General features: G+C 52.4%; 16 protein-coding genes and 1 pseudogene. All 17 read left to right on the plus strand.

The features are described from left to right. The first annotated feature begins 1 nt into the window (after position 1). Positions 2–358, plus strand: coding sequence for a 30S ribosome-binding factor RbfA (gene rbfA / locus AC0LWM_RS21760; protein ID WP_474677096.1), 357 nt, complete (start codon positions 2–4; stop codon positions 356–358). Beyond that, complete coding sequence (locus tag AC0LWM_RS21765; RefSeq protein ID WP_474677097.1) at positions 355–1,347, plus strand: DHH family phosphoesterase; 993 nt, start codon at positions 355–357, stop codon at positions 1,345–1,347. Before rbfA ends, AC0LWM_RS21765 begins: the two co-directional genes overlap by 4 nt. After that, positions 1,344–2,279, plus strand: a complete 936-nt coding sequence (truB, locus tag AC0LWM_RS21770) for a tRNA pseudouridine(55) synthase TruB (protein ID WP_474677098.1) — start codon at positions 1,344–1,346, stop codon at positions 2,277–2,279. The genes AC0LWM_RS21765 and truB overlap by 4 nt, the downstream gene beginning before the upstream one ends. Before the next feature lie 27 nt (positions 2,280–2,306). Next, positions 2,307–3,263 (plus strand): bifunctional riboflavin kinase/FAD synthetase, encoded by a 957-nt coding sequence (locus tag AC0LWM_RS21775; RefSeq protein ID WP_474677099.1) that lies wholly within the window; start codon positions 2,307–2,309, stop codon positions 3,261–3,263. 157 nt (positions 3,264–3,420) lie between these two features. After that, complete coding sequence (gene rpsO / locus AC0LWM_RS21780) at positions 3,421–3,690, plus strand: 30S ribosomal protein S15 (RefSeq protein ID WP_474677100.1); 270 nt, start codon at positions 3,421–3,423, stop codon at positions 3,688–3,690. A gap of 100 nt (positions 3,691–3,790) precedes the next feature. Beyond that, positions 3,791–5,899 carry a polyribonucleotide nucleotidyltransferase gene (gene pnp, locus AC0LWM_RS21785; RefSeq protein WP_474677101.1) on the plus strand — a complete coding sequence of 703 codons (2,109 nt, stop codon included), beginning with the start codon at positions 3,791–3,793 and terminating at the stop codon, positions 5,897–5,899. 115 nt (positions 5,900–6,014) lie between these two features. Next, positions 6,015–7,028 carry a polysaccharide deacetylase family protein gene (locus AC0LWM_RS21790; protein ID WP_474677102.1) on the plus strand — a complete coding sequence of 338 codons (1,014 nt, stop codon included), beginning with the start codon at positions 6,015–6,017 and terminating at the stop codon, positions 7,026–7,028. A 147-nt stretch (positions 7,029–7,175) separates the two neighbouring features. Further along, entirely contained in the window at positions 7,176–8,399 is a 1,224-nt protein-coding gene (locus AC0LWM_RS21795) for a M16 family metallopeptidase (RefSeq protein WP_474677176.1), read from the plus strand. Continuing rightward, positions 8,380–8,823 carry a dUTP diphosphatase gene (dut, locus tag AC0LWM_RS21800; protein ID WP_474677103.1) on the plus strand — a complete coding sequence of 148 codons (444 nt, stop codon included), beginning with the start codon at positions 8,380–8,382 and terminating at the stop codon, positions 8,821–8,823. Before AC0LWM_RS21795 ends, dut begins: the two co-directional genes overlap by 20 nt. 211 nt (positions 8,824–9,034) lie before the next feature. Continuing rightward, a complete protein-coding gene (gene dpsA / locus AC0LWM_RS21805; protein ID WP_474677104.1) occupies positions 9,035–9,931 on the plus strand; it encodes a dipicolinate synthase subunit DpsA in 897 nt (298 codons plus the stop codon). Next, entirely contained in the window at positions 9,931–10,527 is a 597-nt protein-coding gene (locus AC0LWM_RS21810) for a dipicolinate synthase subunit B (protein WP_474677105.1), read from the plus strand. The genes dpsA and AC0LWM_RS21810 overlap by 1 nt, the downstream gene beginning before the upstream one ends. Positions 10,528–10,550: 23 nt before the next feature. Further along, complete coding sequence (gene dapG / locus AC0LWM_RS21815) at positions 10,551–11,768, plus strand: aspartate kinase (protein WP_474677106.1); 1,218 nt, start codon at positions 10,551–10,553, stop codon at positions 11,766–11,768. Positions 11,769–11,807: 39 nt separating this feature from the next. Beyond that, a complete protein-coding gene (dapA, locus tag AC0LWM_RS21820; RefSeq protein WP_474677107.1) occupies positions 11,808–12,686 on the plus strand; it encodes a 4-hydroxy-tetrahydrodipicolinate synthase in 879 nt (292 codons plus the stop codon). A 203-nt stretch (positions 12,687–12,889) separates the two neighbouring features. Further along, positions 12,890–14,572 (plus strand): ribonuclease J, encoded by a 1,683-nt coding sequence (locus AC0LWM_RS21825; protein WP_474677108.1) that lies wholly within the window; start codon positions 12,890–12,892, stop codon positions 14,570–14,572. Positions 14,573–14,733: 161 nt separating this feature from the next. Further along, the gene (locus AC0LWM_RS21830) at positions 14,734–15,477 is read left to right on the plus strand and encodes a ClpP family protease (RefSeq protein ID WP_474677178.1); all 744 of its coding nucleotides are present in this window, start codon (positions 14,734–14,736) and stop codon (positions 15,475–15,477) included. Continuing rightward, positions 15,474–15,716, plus strand: a complete 243-nt coding sequence (locus AC0LWM_RS21835) for a YlzJ-like family protein (protein ID WP_474677109.1) — start codon at positions 15,474–15,476, stop codon at positions 15,714–15,716. The genes AC0LWM_RS21830 and AC0LWM_RS21835 overlap by 4 nt, the downstream gene beginning before the upstream one ends. Positions 15,717–16,996: 1,280 nt before the next feature. Continuing rightward, positions 16,997–18,616, plus strand: a pseudogene (locus AC0LWM_RS21840) (DNA translocase FtsK); the annotation flags it as partial. Between the last annotated feature and the right edge of the window lie 136 nt (positions 18,617–18,752).

Raw genomic sequence — 18,752 nt, forward strand, 5'->3', positions numbered from 1 at the left:
CATGGCCAAAATTCGTGTGGGTAGAATGGGCGAACAAATCAAGAAAGAGATGAGCCTACTCATCCAGACCGAGCTGAAAGACCCTCGAATCGGCTTCGTTACCGTAACCGGTGTTGAAGTGACAAGCGATTTGTCGCAGGCGAAAATATATTTGAGCGTTCTGGGCACCGATCAGCAGAAGGAAGAAACGCTGCACGCATTGGCAAGAAGCAAAGGCTTCTTGCGTAGCGAGCTCGGCAAACGGATTCGGATGCGGCATACGCCGGAACTTCTGTTCAAATTCGATACGTCGATCGAATACGGCAGCCGTATCGAGAAATTGCTTGAACAAGTCAATGGCGGAGAAGCGCAAATATGAGCGCCGCCATGGATGCCGCTTATGCCGAACAGCTAAGCGCGGCAAAACGATTCATCGAACAAAACGACGATTTCCTCGTCGTGGCTCACGTTCAGCCTGACGGCGATGCGATCAGCTCGACCGCAGCCGTAGGCTGGATGCTGGAGCGATTGAATAAGAAGTATGTCATGATCAACGAGGGCAGCGTTCCGCTCAAGTTCCGCTATATGTGGGGCAGCGAGCGGATCGCGGATCTCGGAAGCGATCGGCCGAACAGGACATTCAAGCATGCCATTAGCGTTGATTGCGCCGATTTCGCCCGCATTGGCGCGGTTCGGGAGCTGTTTGAAGAAGACGTTCAACTGCTTAATATCGATCACCATCCGACGAACGACGGATTTGGCGCCGTGAACGTATTGAAGACGGACGCAGCGGCAACCGTCGAGATTTTGACCGATTTGATGGATATGCTGGATCTGCCATGGGAATCCGAGTTTGCGACGTTGATTTACAGCGGATTGTTGACCGATACGGGCGGATTTCGCTACTCCAATACGTCGCCCAAGGTGATGAATATCGCATCGCGGCTGCTGCAGTACGGAGCGGAAGGTCCGAAGCTGGCCGAGCATCTGCTCGAGAAAGTTTCCATGGCGCACATCAGACTGCTTCAGCGGGCTTTATCTCGGCTATCCTTTTCCAAGGATAATCAGATCGGTTGGCTTTATGTCGTTTCCGAGGACTACGCGGAAACCGGGGCGACCAAAGAGGAGACTGAAGGGCTGGTCAATTACGCACGGAATATTGAAGGCGTAGAAGTCGGCATATTATTCCGGGAGACGGGACCCGATACGGTGAAGGTGAGCATGCGTTCCAACAGTCGGACGAACGTGGCGGCAATCGCGCAATCGTTCGGCGGCGGAGGGCATATCCGGGCCGCGGGCTGTACCATTCGCGGTTCGATAAACGAGGCAATAGAACAAATCGTTAAGGCAGTTGAACTTGCATTATGACAAATTCCGAAACGCCGGACCTTTATAACGGCATTCTTCCGGTGCTTAAGCCGGTTCAATTTACTTCGCACGACGTAGTTGCCAAAGTACGCCGCATCCTGAGAACGAAGCGAATCGGCCATACCGGTACGCTCGATCCTCAGGTGACGGGCGTGCTGCCTTTATGTATCGGCAAAGCGACCCGATTGGTCGAGTATATTCAAGATTTGCCGAAGGAATACGAAGCGGTTGTTCGCTTCGGGGTTTCCACCGATACGGAAGACTTGACCGGCGAAGTGATCGAGTCCTTGGATCGCGTCGAATTGACAGGGCATCAAATCGAACAAGCCATTGTTTCGTTCATTGGCGAAATCGATCAAGTCCCGCCGATGTATTCGGCCGTGAAAGTCGACGGCAAACGGTTGTACGAATTGGCCCGCGAGGGACAGGTCGTCGAGCGTAAATCAAGGAAGGTTACCGTTCATCAAATCGATATCATGCAGATCGACACAAGCTTGCCTCATCCTGAAGTTCGTTTTCGCGTCCGCTGCTCCAAAGGCACCTATATCCGTACCTTATGCGTAGATATCGGCCGCAAGCTGGGGGTTCCGGCTGCTATGGCGGAGTTGACGCGTACGGCTACAGGATTTATCACGCTTGATCGCTGCTTGACCTTCGAGGAGATTGAACGGTTACATAATGAGGGGATATTATCGGACAGCATGATCGCGCCCGATGAAGCGATCGCCCACATCCCGTCTGCCGAGGTTGCGCCGGCGAAAGTAGCGGCGGCATACCAAGGGCAGAAGATCAGCAGCGGGATGCTAAGTCCGAAACCTGCTTCGGCAGGCCCTTTGCGGTTGTACGCACCGGCTCCGGATTCACGGTTTATCGGCATTTTTACCGTCGATGACGGTCTAAGATTCATTAAGCCAGCCAAAGTATTCACATAGCATGAAGAATTGCAGGTGTCATACGTAATGGAAACGATTCGTATATCGTATCCGCTTCAGCCCGAAGCGATCACCCACGTAACCGGACCGCAAGTGATGGCAATCGGCGAATTTGACGGCATTCATCTTGGCCATCAAGATGTCATTCGCCGGGCGATGGAGATTGCCCGTTCGAAGGGTCTGCCGGCTGCGCTCATGACGTTCCATCCACATCCGCGGGAAGTGCTCGGCAAGGAGCAATATTCTCAATATATAACGCCTTTATCGGAAAAATTGAGCTTATTGGAGAAGATCGGCGTCGATCGGGTATATGTCGTGACGTTTGACGAGGCTTTCTCCCAGGTTCGCCCCGATCAATTCGTTCATCAAGTGTTGAACGAGCTTCGTATCGATTCGGTCGTCGTTGGCTTTGACTTCAAGTTCGGCTACCGCGGTGAAGGCACAGCCGAAACGCTGAGAGAGCTCGGGGGACGCGAGCTTCATGTGGAAATCGTTCCTCCGTTCCATCAGGACGGCGAGAAGGTAAGCAGCACCCTTGTACGGGAGCAGCTCGAATCCGGCGGAATCGAAAAAACGAGCCAGCTGCTCGGGCGCAATTATTCGGTTTGCGGTACGGTTGTTCGCGGGGACGGCCGCGGGCGAACGATCGGTTTTCCGACGGCCAACATCGAGCTAAGCGAGCCGTTTATCGTTCCGAGAACCGGCGTTTACGCCGTGGAAGTGATGGTTCGCCAAAAGCGGTATTATGGCGTCATGAACATTGGCTTTAAGCCGACCTTCCAGACGGGGGAACATGCCGTGACTTTAGAAGTTCACATCTTTGATTTTGACGAAATGATTTATGGCGAACCGATTTCCGTCCGATTCAACGCTTATTTGCGTCCCGAGCGAAAATTCGGCTCCAAAGACGAATTGGTCGATCAAATTCATCGGGATGCGGAGCAAGCCAAGTCACTGTTATCGGCGGTTCGTCATCAAGATTAGATTGTTAAGCGCGGCATTTACTTTGCAATTCCGTTTGTGTTATACTAGTACACGTTAATCGAGATCGATATCGATGAACAACAACCTTAGCTCGGATACACGATCTCACCGACGGTTTCGGGGCTAACGGGGATAACAATCGAAGGAGGTGAATAGGATGGCATTAACTCAAGAACGCAAAAATCAGCTGATTCAGGAGCACAAGACTCACGAGTCCGACACAGGATCTCCTGAAGTGCAGATCGCTATCCTAACGGAAAACATTTCGAACTTGACCAGCCACTTGAAAGAGCACAAGAAGGATCATCATTCCCGCCGTGGTCTTTTGAAAATGGTCGGCCAACGCCGTAAACTGTTAGCGTATTTGAAAAACAAAGACGTTAACCGTTACAGCGCTTTGATCGAAAAACTCGGAATCCGCAGATAAAACTGCCAGCCTTAAGCAACCCACGTTGTTCATCGGTGACGGCTTTTGCCGCCCGGTGGACCGCCAGGTTGCTTTTTGCAATGCCAAGAGGAGGTAAATAATGGAAAAGCGTATCGAAATGAGTTTAGGCAATCGCCCCCTCGTGCTGGAAACGGGACGACTGGCGAAGCAGGCTAACGCAGCTGTAACCGTTCGTTATGGCGATACCGTCGTATTATGTACGGTAACGGCATCGAGCCAGCCGAAGGATTTAGACTTTTTCCCATTAACGGTCAACTACGAAGAACGTTTGTACGCCGTCGGCAAAATTCCCGGAGGTTTTATTAAGCGGGAAGGCCGTCCAAGCGAAAAAGCGATTCTAGCCAGCCGTTTGACGGACCGTCCGATTCGTCCGCTATTCCCGGAAGGCTTCCGCAATGACGTGCAAATCGTCAATCTTGTGATGAGCGTGGATCAGGATTGTTCCCCGGAAATCGCGGCAATGATCGGAACGTCCGCGGCGCTTAGCATTTCCGACGTTCCGTTCAACGGACCGATCGGCGGCGTTATCGTAGGCCGGATTGACGGACAATTCATCATTAACCCGACGCCGGAGCAAACGGAAAAAAGCGATATTTACCTTGTCGTAGCCGGAACGAAAGACGCGATCATGATGGTAGAGGCCGAAGCCAACGAAGTGCCTGAAGACATCATGCTTGAAGCGATCATGTTCGGCCATGAAGAAATCAAGAACATCGTCGCCGTCATCGAGCAGCTTACTCAGCTGGCCGGCAAACCGAAGATGGAAGTGAAGCTGCATGCCGTGGACGAAACGGTAAACCGCGAAGTTCGCGATTACGCGCAAGCGCGGCTCGTCGAAGCGGTGAAAATTTCCGAGAAGCATGCAAGACAAGATGCGATTGACGAAATCAATGCGGAAGCGGAGCAATATTTTGCGGAACGCTACATAGAAACTCCGGAATTGATCAAAGACGTCAAGGAAGTTTTGTACGATATCGTCAAAGAAGAAGTGCGCCGATTGATTACGCATGACAAAGTACGTCCGGATGGACGAGCTCTTACCGAGATCCGTCCGATCGAATGCGACGTCGCTTTGCTGCCTCGTACACACGGATCCGGATTGTTCACCCGCGGTCAAACGCAAGCGCTTAGCATTTGTACTTTGGGTGCGCTTGGCGATGTGCAAATCCTCGACGGCATCGACCTTGAGGAAACGAAACGATTCATGCACCATTACAACTTCCCGCCGTTCAGCGTGGGCGAGGCAAGACCGCTTCGTGCGCCGGGCCGCAGGGAGATCGGGCATGGAGCACTGGGCGAACGCGCGTTGTCGAAAGTCATTCCGCCGGAAGCGGATTTCCCTTATACGATCCGCCTTGTTTCCGAGGTATTGGAATCGAACGGATCGACTTCCCAAGCAAGCATTTGCGCAAGCACGCTGGCTATGATGGACGCAGGCGTTCCGATCAAGGCGCCGGTTGCCGGCATTGCAATGGGCTTGATCAAGGACGAGGACCATGTATCGATCCTGACCGACATTCAAGGGATGGAAGACCACCTGGGCGATATGGACTTTAAAGTAGCCGGAACAGCTGCAGGTGTTACCGCGATACAAATGGATATCAAGATCGACGGCATCGACCGGAGCATCTTGAACGATGCGTTAACGCAAGCCCGCGAAGGACGGATGTTCATTCTCGGCAAAATGATGGACCGTATGAAAGAACCGCGCAGCTCGTTGTCGCCATACGCTCCGAAAATTTTGACGATGCAGATCAATCCGGACAAAATCCGCGATGTCATCGGTGCCGGCGGTAAAATCATCAACAAGATTATTGAAGAAACCGGCGTAAAAATCGATATCGAGCAAGACGGCCGCGTGTTTATCGCTTCCTCGAACGAGAAGATGAACGAGAAAGCAAAACAAATTATCGAAGGGATCGTGCGCGAAGTCGTTGTCGGCGAAATCTACGTCGGAACGATCAAGCGGATCGAGAAATTCGGAGCGTTCACGGAAATTTTGCCGGGCAAAGAAGGGCTGATCCACATTTCGCAGCTTTCCACCGAGCGTGTCGCCAAAGTAGAAGATGTCGTCTCCATCGGCGATTCGGTTACGGTCAAAGTAACGGAGATCGATCAACAGGGCCGCATCAACTTATCCCGCAAAGCAACCTTAACCGCACCGCAAGCAGAAAAAGCGGAAAAATAATCATGCCTCACACAAAGAGCCAGAATCGTTCTGTCTCTTTTTTATTTGCTCTCCTGCATAATGCGTGCCGGCTTGTCATACATTTAGGACAAATCGATGGTGAGGGAGAGTCGGCATGAATCGGACGAAGGTTGCCTGGATTATCGTTTTTTTTGTGTTGGCGTTCGGGACGACCGCTTTATCGAACGACATCAACGCTTTTATTCGACAGGCCAAACAGATGAACGATCCATGGCATGCTTTGGCCGTTACTGCGAGTGCCGGGTTCTCAAGCGATGACGGATTGATGGACCGCATTCAGCGGGAGGCGGAGCTGAGGCGCGTGGCGCCGGTCGATGCCCGAATCGATCGGGTATGGAAGGCGATTCCCGGTTACAACGGCCTGGAGGTCGATATCGAACAAACGTATAGGCTGAACCAACTGACACCGCCCGATCAACCGCTTCATCTCGTCTATCGCGAGGTGGCCCCGAAGATTTCGCTGAACGATCTAGGCGCACAGCCGATTTATCGAGGCAATCCGAACAAACCGATGGTTTCTTTGATGATCAACGTTGCATGGGGCAATGAGTACATACAACCGATTCTTAACATTTTGAAAAAAGAACAGGTGAAGGCGACCTTCTTCCTGGATGGCAGCTGGCTGAAAAAAAACGTAGAGGTGGCGAAGCTTATCCAACAGGACGGGCATGAGATGTCCAACCATGCCTACTCCCACCCGAATATGAGCGAGCTCAACCGCAGCCAGGCAACGGATCAAATCATGAAAACCCAAACGCTGCTGACGAAGCATCTTGGCGTCGACAACCGCCTATTTGCGCCGCCTTCGGGCGATTTTAACGATCAAACGGTCAAAATTGCATATGAATATAATATGAAGACGATATTGTGGACGATCGATACGGTGGATTGGAAAAAGCCGAGTCCCGAATGGATCATTCGCAAAATCTCGCAGCGGCTTGAGCCCGGTTCCTTAATTTTGATGCACCCGACGTCTTCTTCAAGCGAAGCGTTAAGCGGCATCATCCAAGAGGTGAAACGGCGCGGCTTCGTGCTTGGTACCGTCAGTCAGCTCATTTCGCCGGACCGCGTGCCGGGCGATTTTAACCTGAAGCGGACGGTGCAATAAGGCTGTCGCGAAGTTGAGCGGCGGCGCTTTTATATGTTATAGTGAGATCATTATGCTCACGATGCCAGTTTTGCCCACAGCAAAACTTAGCCCTTAGGAGGACCCCACTTGATCAAAACAAAACTGCAAAACGGTTTGCGCGTCGTCATGGAGCAAATCCCGACCTCCCGATCCGTCGCGATCGGCATATGGGTAAAGACGGGATCGCGCAACGAAGACGAGCTCAATAACGGAATATCCCATTTTATCGAACATATGTTGTTTAAAGGGACGACAAGGTACAGCGCCAAAGAGATCGCCGAAATATTCGACGGCCTCGGCGGCAATGTCAACGCGTTTACCTCGAAGGAATACACTTGCTATTATGCAAAAGTGCTGGATCAGCATTTGCCGATCGCGATCGACGTATTGTCCGACATGTTCTTCCACTCCACGTTCCTCGCTGAGGAACTGAGCAAGGAGAAAAACGTCATCCTCGAGGAAATCTCGATGTACGAGGATACGCCGGACGACATGGTGCACGATCTCATTTCCAAGGCGGCATATAACGACCATCCGCTCGCTTATTCGATTCTCGGCACGGAAAAGCAGTTATCCCAGATGACCGCGGATCATTTGCGCCAATACATGAATGATAAGTATCATTTGAATAATACGGTGATCAGCATCGCCGGAAATGTCGACGACACGGTCGTGGAGCTCTTGGAGCGACATTTTGGGCATTTTGCCGTGCAAGGTGGAGAATCGTCCACGCAACCGCCTGCATTCGCGGGAGGAATGCTGTTCCATCAGAAGAAGACGGAGCAAAATCACATTTGCATGTCGTTTCCAGGCATCGCGATGACCGACAAACGCATTTATGCGATGGTGCTGCTCAACAATACGCTCGGCGGGGGCATGAGTTCGCGGCTGTTCCAGGAAATACGGGAGAAGCGCGGACTTGCCTATTCGGTATATTCCTATCATTCGTCGCACGCGGACAGCGGCATGTTTACGGTTTATGCAGGAACGGCGCCGAAACAAACGAAAGAAGTGCTGGAAGTCACCTTGGACGTGCTGAGTCAGATGATCGCGAACGGCATGACGGAATCGGAATTGACCAAAGGAAAAGAGCAGCTGAAGGGCAGCTTGATCTTAAGCCTGGAAAGCACGAGCAGCCGCATGAACCGTCTTGGCAAAAACGAGCTGATGCTCGGCAGGCATTACACGCTCGACGAGCTGCTGGAGCAGATCGACTCCGTATCGATGAAGGATGTCGAGTCGCTGATCGGAGAAATGTTCAGCAAGCCGTTTGCTCTGGCCATGGTTGGCGGCACGGATCAACCGATTCAAGGATTCAGGAGGGATTGGCTTGTTTCAAGTTCAAATTAAACGATTGCCCGGCAATGAAGATATTTCATTGCCGGTTCGAATGTCCGAATTAGCGAGCGGTTTCGATTTGCACGCAGCGCTTCCGGAACCGTTGACGCTTCAGCCGGGGGAGAGGGCGCTTATTCCGACCGGGTTTGCGCTCGCTATGCCTGGCGGACTGGAAGCGCAAATCCGTCCGCGAAGCGGCCTTGCCTACAAGCATGGCATTACATGCTTGAACACGCCGGGAACGATCGATGCCGATTACCGCGGCGAAGTCAAAGTATTGCTCATCAATCTTGGCCAGCAGCCGTTTACGATTGAGCGGCACGAGCGCATCGCGCAGATGGTATTCCAAACCGTGCCGCAAACGCAGCTTATCGAAGTGGACGAGCTGTCCGAAACGGTGCGCGGATCCGGCGGTTTTGGCCATACGGGCGTATAGTATATTTTTCTACTCGAACACTCTCATCCTGAGGGTGTTTTTTGTTTTCCTTTTGTTTTCCGCAACGAATCGTAGGCTCTTTACGTTCAACCTTAAGCATCATAGAAAAGCATGCACGGCAGTTGGCTAGGCGTTCGTTTCGTCACCCATCTTTGGGCTACCGCATACACTGCTGTATAGGTAGCGTCATTGAAAGGAGTGAAGTAGGCTGATGCTGACAGGAGTCCAGGTTATTTTTGTCGGCGGAGACGCCCGGCAGCTGGAAGTAATCCAAACCTTGTCCGGACTGGATGCATCCGTGACGTTGATCGGATTCGATAATCTGCAAAATCAATACAGCGGCGTAACCCGCTCCCGGATGACGCCGGAAATGCTGGAAAAGGCGAACGCCCTTATTTTGCCGGTTGTCGGAACGGACGACGCGGGGAATATCGAGGCGATTTTCGCATCGGAGGACTTGCGTTTGACCGACGAATACATGAGTCATCTTCCGAAGCATGCCAAAGTGTATACAGGCATGGCGAAGCCATACTTGAAGATGCTGTGTGCGCAGCAGGGAATTCAACTCGTCGAATTGTTCGACAGAGACGACGTGGCGATATACAATTCCATACCGACCGCTGAAGGAGCCCTCATGATGGCGATTCAGAACACGGATATAACCCTTCACGGCTCATGCTGCATGGTACTCGGCATGGGCAGGACGGGGTTCACGCTGGCTCGGGTATTGCAGGGGTTAGGTGCGAAAGTGAAGATGGGCGTCCGCCGCGAGGAGCACTTCGCACGCGCTTGGGAGATGGGTTTTGAGCCTTTCTACACCAAGGATCTATTGCATCAAGTTACCAATATTGACTTGCTTTTTAATACAATACCGACTATGATAGTCACAGCGCAGATTATTGCGAATATGCCCAATCGAGCAGTCATCATTGACCTTGCTTCGAAGCCCGGAGGAACCGATTTCCGGTTTGCCGAGAAGCGCGGAATCAAAGCGATGCTTGCCCCCGGATTGCCTGGTATTGTCGCTCCGAAGTCAGCTGGACGGATCATAGCCAAATGTATTAGCCAGTTGCTGTTGGATGACCATGACAATCGGGGGAATGTATAATGGATTGGCACGGAATAACGGTCGGATACGCACTGTCAGGCTCACACTGCACCTTGCCGGAAGTCATGCCGCAGATCAAGCGGTTCGTCGATGCCGGGGCTCGAGTGATTCCGATCGTATCGAATACGATCATGACAACGGACACACGCTTCGGGACGTCGGAGCATTGGCAGAAGGAGATCAAGGAGATTACCGGCAACGAGATCATCTCCACGATTGTCGACGCTGAGCCGCTTGGCCCGTCGAAGCTGCTCGATGTTTTGCTGATCGCCCCTTGTACGGGCAATACGACAAGCCGACTGGCGAACGCGATGACGGATAGTCCCGTATTGATGGCAGCCAAAGCGCAAATGCGCAATCAGAGGCCGCTTGTATTGGCCATTTCCACGAATGACGGCTTAGGCTTGAATGCTGCGAACATTGCCAAGCTGCTTGTCGCCAAGAACATTTATTTCGTTCCGTTCGGCCAAGACGCACCGTTGCAAAAGCCGAATTCGCTCGTCGCCCGAATGGATCTGGCGATGGAAGCCTGTGAAGCCGCGCTGCAGGGGAAACAGCTGCAGCCGATGGTCATCGAACGATTTAATTACCGTTAAACAACAATATCGGGGGAGTTGCGATGCGAATTTTGGTTCAAAAATTCGGAGGCACTTCCCTATCGACTGTACATGCCAGAGATCACGTCATCCGTCACATCGAACGCGAATTGCAGCAGGGATACAAACTTGTCGTCGTCGTATCAGCGATGGGGAGAAAAGGCGAACCGTACGCCACGGATACGCTGCTGGACTGGATTTCCTCTAATGGAAACCATTTGCCCGCACGGGAACGCGATATGTTATTATGCTGCGGAGAAATCATTTCCGCGGCAACGTTGTGCAGCTTGCTGAACGAACGATCAATACCGTCCGCCGTACTGACGGGAGCGCAAGCCGGCATTGTGACCGACGAACAATACGGCAATGCACGGATTGTTGCCGTTCACCCAAATGAGATCATTGAACGGCTTGAACAAGATCAGGTTGTTATCGTAACCGGATTTCAAGGCCAAACGCCGGACGGCGACATGACGACACTCGGCCGCGGTGGCAGCGATACGTCGGCTACCGCATTAGGCGCTGCCTTAAAAGCCGAGATGGTGGACATTTATACAGACGTAAACGGCATATTGACGGCCGATCCTCGCATTGTTGAGGACGCCAAGCCGATCCACACGATCGGTTATGCGGAAATATGCAATATGGCTCATCACGGAGCCAAAGTCATTCACCCAAGAGCTGTCGAAATCGCGATGCAGGACCATATTCCGATTCGCGTACGATCGACTTTTTCCGAAGGAGAAGGCACGCTGGTTACGAGAACGGACAGCATATCCGCTTTCGCAAGCGGCATACGCGACCGATACGTTACCGGCATCACGCATGTGGCTAACGTAACGCAGATTAAGGTTGAGTCGTTTGAGGCTCAATTCGATCTGCAGCTGAAAGTTTTCAAAGCGATGGCCCAACATGGGATCAGCGTCGATTTTATTAATGTGAAACCGTCCGGCGCCGTTTATACCGTATTCGATCATGAAGCGGAACGTGCCGTTGACATATTAAGACGTATCGGATTTGAGCCGGAAATATTGCCGAACTGCGCAAAAGTATCCGTCATCGGCGGAGGCATGAACGGGGTTCCGGGCATTATGGCCCAAATTGTTGAAGCATTGACCGAAAAGGATATTCAAATCCTGCAATCGGCCGATTCGAATACAACGATTTGGGTGCTTGTCAACAGCAGGGATGCAGCGGATGCATTACGTGCTTTGCACGCCAAATTCGAGCTTCATATGTAGAACTTACAGGATGTTAAGATTTTCGAAGGAGGATGTTTTGTGGATTTTGGAAGAGTCATTACAGCCATGGTCACCCCATTCGATCGACAAGGACAAATCGATTGGCAGCAAACGGGTAAATTGATCGATTATTTAATTGAAGAACAACGAAGCGACAGCCTCGTGATTTGCGGAACAACCGGCGAATCGCCGACGTTAACCGAGGATGAGAAGCTGAAGCTGTTTGCGTTCTCCGTCAGCCAAGCGAAAGGACGCTGCAAAATTATCGCCGGTACAGGCAGCAATGACACGTCCCACACGATACATCTGACCAAAGAAGCGGAAAAGCTTGGCGTAGACGGCATATTGCTTGTGGCGCCATACTACAATAAACCGAGTCAAGAAGGGCTGTACCAGCATTTTAAAGCGGTTGCCGAACAAACGGCGTTGCCGGTCATGCTGTATAATATCCCCGCCCGTACGGGCATCAATATTTCGGCCGAAACAACGATTCGTTTATCGCATATTCGCAATGTCGTAGCAACCAAAGATTGCTCGACGCTGGATCAAATGACCCTGATCATATCTGGAGCGGCAGAAGGCTTCAAGGTATACAGCGGGGACGACTCGATGGTGCTGCCCGTTCTTGCCATTGGCGGTTACGGTATCGTGAGCGTGGCGTCGCATGTCATCGGCAAGCCGATGCGCGAGCTGGTTGAGTCGTATTTGAACGGCAACGTTGCCGAAGCGGCGAGATTGCATTCGAAGCTATATCCGATTTTCCAAGGGCTGTTCAACTGTCCGCATCCCGTGCCCAATCCAGTAGCGGTGAAATACGCGCTCGGCTTGCACGGCATGGACGTGGGCGGTGTCAGACTTCCATTGGTAACGGCCACGGAAGCCGAAGCGGATTTCATTAAACGTTTGTTCGCCGTTTAAGATAGCCCTCCTTGTAAAACCGGTGCCGTAACTAGCATCGGTTTTATTTTTTGAGGAGAAGCTAAGGGCAGGATGGTCGACTTGTGTTTTATGTTTTGCATCATGTATAATGAAGTCAAGTGACTGGGTGCGGATTGTTATTTCCAAATATGGCGAATATTCGCAGCAATGTACGTTACACTACCATTTAGGAGGTTTATTTCTTGTCGAAAAAAAACAACAACATCGATAAGCTCATCATTTTCGCTCTCGGCGGAGTCGGCGAAATTGGTAAGAACATGTATGTCATCCAATACGGGAATGATATCGTCGTCGTCGATTCGGGTTTAAAATTCCCTGAGGAAGATATGCTCGGCATCGATATCGTCATCCCTGATATTTCGTACTTAACGGAAAACCGCGATAAAGTGAGAGCGATTTTATTAACGCATGGTCACGAAGATCACATCGGCGGTTTGCCTTATGTGTTGAAGCAGCTTAATGTTCCGGTTTACGGAACGAGACTGACGCTTGGACTCGTGGAGAGCAAGCTGAAAGAAGCCGGGTTGCTCGGCGAAACGAAGCGAATCTTGATCAATGCCGACTCGGAAATTCAACTCGGCACGATTCGCGCCACATTTTTCAAGACGAACCACAGTATTCCGGATTCCGTCGGCGTATCCCTTGAAACGCCGGAAGGCGTCGTCGTCCATACCGGCGACTTCAAATTCGATCACACCCCGGTTAACGAACAATACGCAGACTTGCAGCGCATTGCCGAAATCGGCAAAAAAGGCGTTTTGGCCTTATTATCGGATAGTACGAACGCAGAACGTCCCGGCTATACGCCTTCGGAGAAAAATGTCGGCGTTGAGCTTGAAGATATTTTCCGCCGCGCGCAGCAGCGCGTTGTCGTCGCTACGTTCGCATCGAACGTACACCGGATCCAGCAGGTCATCGACGCGGCTCAATCGACTCGCCGCAAATTAACGGTTATTGGCCGAAGCATGGTAAACGTTGTCACAATCGCCGCCGAATACGGCTACTTGAACATTCCGGACGGCATGCTCATCGAGCCGGAGGAAGTGAACAAGCTTCCTGCAGACCGCGTAGCGATCTTGTCGACAGGCAGCCAAGGCGAGCCGATGTCCGCATTGACGCGGATGGCGCGCTCCACGCACCGCAAAGTCGATATATTGCCGGGCGATACGGTCATTATCGCGGCAACGCCGATTCCGGGCAACGAGAAGTATGTCGGCCGCACGGTAGACGAGCTTTTCCGGCTTGGCGCACACGTCATATACGGACCGGGTTCCGTATCCGGCGTACACGTATCCGGTCACGGCAGCCAAGAAGAATTGAAGCTGATGCTTAACCTAATTCGTCCGAAATATTTTATTCCGATTCACGGCGAATACCGGATGCTGAGACATCACGGAAACTTGGGCGAAGCGATTGGTATCGAACGCGATAATATTTTCATTCTCGACAATGGCGACACGGTCGAGATTCAAGGCGGGGTTGCCCGCCGCGGTTCCAAAGTAACCTCCGGCAACATTCTCATCGACGGGCTTGGCGTCGGCGACGTCGGCAACATCGTCCTTCGCGACCGCAAGCTTTTGTCGCAGGACGGCATTCTGGTCGTCGTCGTAACGTTAAGCAAGCAAGAGGGTAACATTTTGTCCGGTCCGGACATCATTTCCCGCGGCTTTGTCTACGTTCGCGAATCGGAAGGACTGCTGGATGAAGCGAACAAAATCGTGACCAACACATTAACGAAGCTGATGAGCGAAAATGTGAACGAATGGGCTTCGCTAAAAACACATGTCAAAGATGCGCTCGGCCGTTTCTTATACGAACAAACGCGCCGCCGTCCGATGATTTTGCCGATTATTATGGAAGTTTAATTCATTCCGCCAGCCCAGCCTCCCGAGATATCGGGGGGCTTTTTAATTTGTTTAAGACTTTTTGCGGAGACCTACGTGCATAAAATGGTTTTGGCTAACCATACTAGGGAAAGTTGTCTTATCTCAGGAGGTAGCCAATGACAAACAATTATATCGATTTCATGCTGACGAATAAGCAAGAGCAGCCGGAAGCGCCAACAGTTCAACCGGACGACGGGAAAAAATCGAACCCGACGCTCGAGAACATTCAGCAGCTCGGCCAAACCGCAACGCCTACCGGCGAATCGAACATTTATTGCATGACGATTATCGGCCAGGTGGAAGGACATATCGTCTTGCCGCCGCAGAACAAAACGACGAAATACGAGCATATCATTCCCCAGCTGGTCGCGGCGGAACAAAGTCCTAAAATCGAAGGTATTCTCGTCATTCTGAATACGGTCGGGGGCGACGTAGAGGCGGGACTCGCCATTGCGGAAATCATTTCGTCGATGTCGAAGCCGACGGTTACGCTCGTTCTCGGTGGTGGGCACAGCATTGGCGTTCCGATTGCGGTTTCTTCCGATTTTTCGATCATTGCGGAAACGGCGACGATGACGATCCATCCGATTCGTCTGAACGGGCTCGTGATCGGCGTGCCGCAAACGTTCGAATATCTCGACAAGATGCAGGACAGGGTGCTGCGCTTCATAACGTCCCACTCCAATATCGGAGAGGAGAAGCTAAAGGAACTCATGTTCAAGACAGGCGAGCTGACGAGGGATATCGGGACGACGGTCATTGGCGCCGATGCGGTGAAATACGGTCTAATCGACGCCATAGGCGGGATCGGGCTGGCGATCCAGGAGCTGAATCGAAGAATCGATGTGTACCGTTCGACACGCAATGGAGGTATCGTGCAATGACCTTGTATACGGCAGTGCCGATCGAAGTCGTTATGGCCGGATTCGACGCCCAGCGCCCGGCCGCCGCGACGATGGAAATCGAGGTCGGAGGCGTCGTGATGGAAGTGGAGCCTGTAGATGCGCGGTCCGCAAGGATTGTTCGTTTGCTGCGCTGCGAATTAAGCGATTACTTGAATAATGACTATATGCCGGGACAATTGGTTCGGTTTGCGCCATTTCTCGACAAGGACAACCCGTAGGAACCTCGGACAGAGTATGGTATAATGTTGTACCGGGGGTGAATCGTTTGGCAAAAAAAAGAAAAAAACGCGCTTCGTTCGGAGCTTTGAAATACGAAGTGTACGGCATATTGATCATCACGCTGTCCGTGATTGCGATTTCGGGAGAAGCGGCTGTCGGACGAGCACTTTCCAAGCTGTTCGGGTTCATGCTGGGCAAGTTTTATTTTGTCATCCCGCTAATGTTCATCTATATCGGCTTGTATGTCATGGTGAAACGAATGTGGCCCAAAGCATGGTCGGTGCGAAAGAGCGGTCTTGCCGTCATCGTACTGGCATTAACGACATTAAGCGTCGTATCTTCCGTAGATGCGAAATTTGCCGCCCTGGAGACGTATTCTTCCAGCGATATATTAAGACAGGTCGGTATAGATTTGAAAGCGGAGCTGCTGACAACGAACAAAGGCGTTGCCGACGGCTCGCTGATGAAGAAGGACATTAGCGGCGGGTATGCGGGAGCGATCGGCTATTCGATCCTGTATTTCCTGTTCGGCTATACGGGCGCCAAGCTGATGGTCATTGTCATGTTCTTTATCGGATTTATGCTCATCACCGGGCTATCCTATGTTGACATGACCCGGATTGTGAAAAATCGCCTTGCCGTCACGGTAAAGCTCATCCGTGAACGACGTCGCAAATCGATGCCTCAACGCAGCGTGCCCGCCGCGCGCGGCGCTAAAGCCGGGAAGCCTGTTCTGGTTGCGGCGAACATGGCGGACGATGATGAAATGGACGAAGAAAATTACAAGCCGGAGCCGGCCAAACCGAGAAAAATGCCCATTTTTATGCAGCTTCTGCAAGGAAAGCCCGAAGCAGAGCGCGAGCTGGATGAAGCGGATGCGGTTGAAGCGNACGAAGAAAATTACAAGCCGGAGCCGGCCAAACCGAGAAAAATGCCCATTTTTATGCAGCTTCTGCAAGGAAAGCCCGAAGCAGAGCGCGAGCTGGATGAAGCGGATGCGGTTGAAGCGCTTGTCGGCATGGACGAGCCGCAACAGCCTCGCGGCAAACGCAAACAACGCGTTGTCGAAGAGGATGCGGAGCAGGTTGACGATAACGCCGGCATCCGGGTGGCCATCCGGGGCGGAGCCGACAAAAGCAATGCCGACGTGGATGCCATGCCGGCTGCAATCCCGGCGATCAGCACGAATCCTACATACGCTCAGCATGATTCGAATGAATATGAATCAGACGATGGATTTGAAGAAGGAGACGGCTTCTACGATCGAGGTCCGGAAATTCCGGTCATTCGGGATTTTCACGAGCAAATTCGTTCCGACGTGGAAGTCGACGATACGTTGCCTCCGTTTGACGTCGAAGCCGGGTCTCCGGATGCAGAAGAGACGATTCACGATCCGGCCGATACGGGGTTAGCGGAGATGGGCGAGGGCGAAGGGGAAGGCAACGTTGTCGTTGCCCCGCCGAAACCAAAGCCGAAGCCTTACCAGCTGCCTTCACTGCAGCTGCTCAACAAACCGTCCGGCAGCGGATCCGGCGGCGATCAATCGGATTTCCGCAGCATTGCCCGCAAGCTGGAAGCGACGCTGGAGAGCTTCGGCGTCCGAGCCAAAGTGCTGGAGGTCGTTCGCGGGCCTTCCGTCACCCGTTACGAAGTGCAGCCGGATATCGGCGTGAAGGTCAGCCGGATCGTCAGCTTGACGGACGATATCGCGTTGGCGCTTGCCGCCAAAGATATTCGGATGGAAGCGCCGATCCCAGGCAAGTCGGCAATCGGCATCGAGGTGCCGAACTCCGAGGTATCCATCGTGACGCTTCGCGAAGTGATGGAAACGAGCGCATTCCAAGATGCGCCATCCCGTTTGTCGATCGCTTTCGGGCGTGATATTTCCGGTCAGCCGATCGTCGGCAATTTGGCGCGCATGCCGCATATGCTCGTTGCCGGAGCGACGGGTTCCGGTAAATCCGTTTGTATTAACGGGATCATTACAAGCATTCTATACAAAGCAAAGCCGGACGAAGTGAAGTTTCTGATGATCGATCCGAAGATGGTCGAGCTTAACGTATACAACGGCATTCCGCATTTGCTGGCGCCGGTCGTTACCGATCCGAAGCGCGCATCGCTTGCGCTGAAAAAAATCGTCGTTGAGATGGAGAAGCGTTACGAATTGTTCTCGAAATCCGGCACGCGGAATATCGAGGGCTACAATACGCTCATGGCTTCGAATCCGGAAGCCGTATTGCCGTATATCGTCATCATCGTCGACGAGTTGGCCGACCTGATGATGGTCGCTGCCGGAGACGTCGAGGATGCGATTTGCCGTTTGGCCCAGATGGCCCGGGCCGCGGGCATCCATTTGATTATCGCTACGCAAAGGCCGTCCGTAGATGTCATTACCGGCGTGATCAAAGCGAACATTCCTTCCCGCGTCGCGTTCGGCGTTTCGTCTCAGGTCGACTCGCGTACGATTCTCGATATGGTCGGCGCAGAGAAGTTGCTTGGCCGCGGCGATATGCTGTTCCTGCCGATGGGCGCATCCAAGCCGGTCCGCGTGCAAGGCGCGTTTTTGTCGGACCAGGAGGTCGAGGCCGTCGTGCAATTCGCCCGCGATCAAGAGAAAGCGGAGTACAATGAGGAACTCGTTCCGGAGGTAGAAGAGACGGAATCGAGCGAAGACGAATATGTCGATGAATTGTATGATCAAGCGGTACAAATCGTACTGGAGGCGAAACAAGCTTCCGTATCGCTGCTTCAGCGCAGAATGCGGATCGGGTATACGCGCGCGGCCCGTTTGATTGATTCCATGGAGGCCAAAGGCGTTGTCGGTCCGTACGAAGGAAGCAAGCCGCGCGAAGTGCTTGTATCCGCCGATCAATATTACCAGAACCGCATCAGCTCATAATGGCCGGATAAGTCCGGTCTTAGCAAAAAGAACCCTACCTTTGACCTTTGAAGTAGGGTTCTTTTTCATGCATTGCATCAACGCATCGGCCTCTATGGCACCGAGTCATTCATCCGCTTATCGCTACTTTTTGATC

Source organism: Paenibacillus sp. sgz302148 (assembly GCF_056120465.1).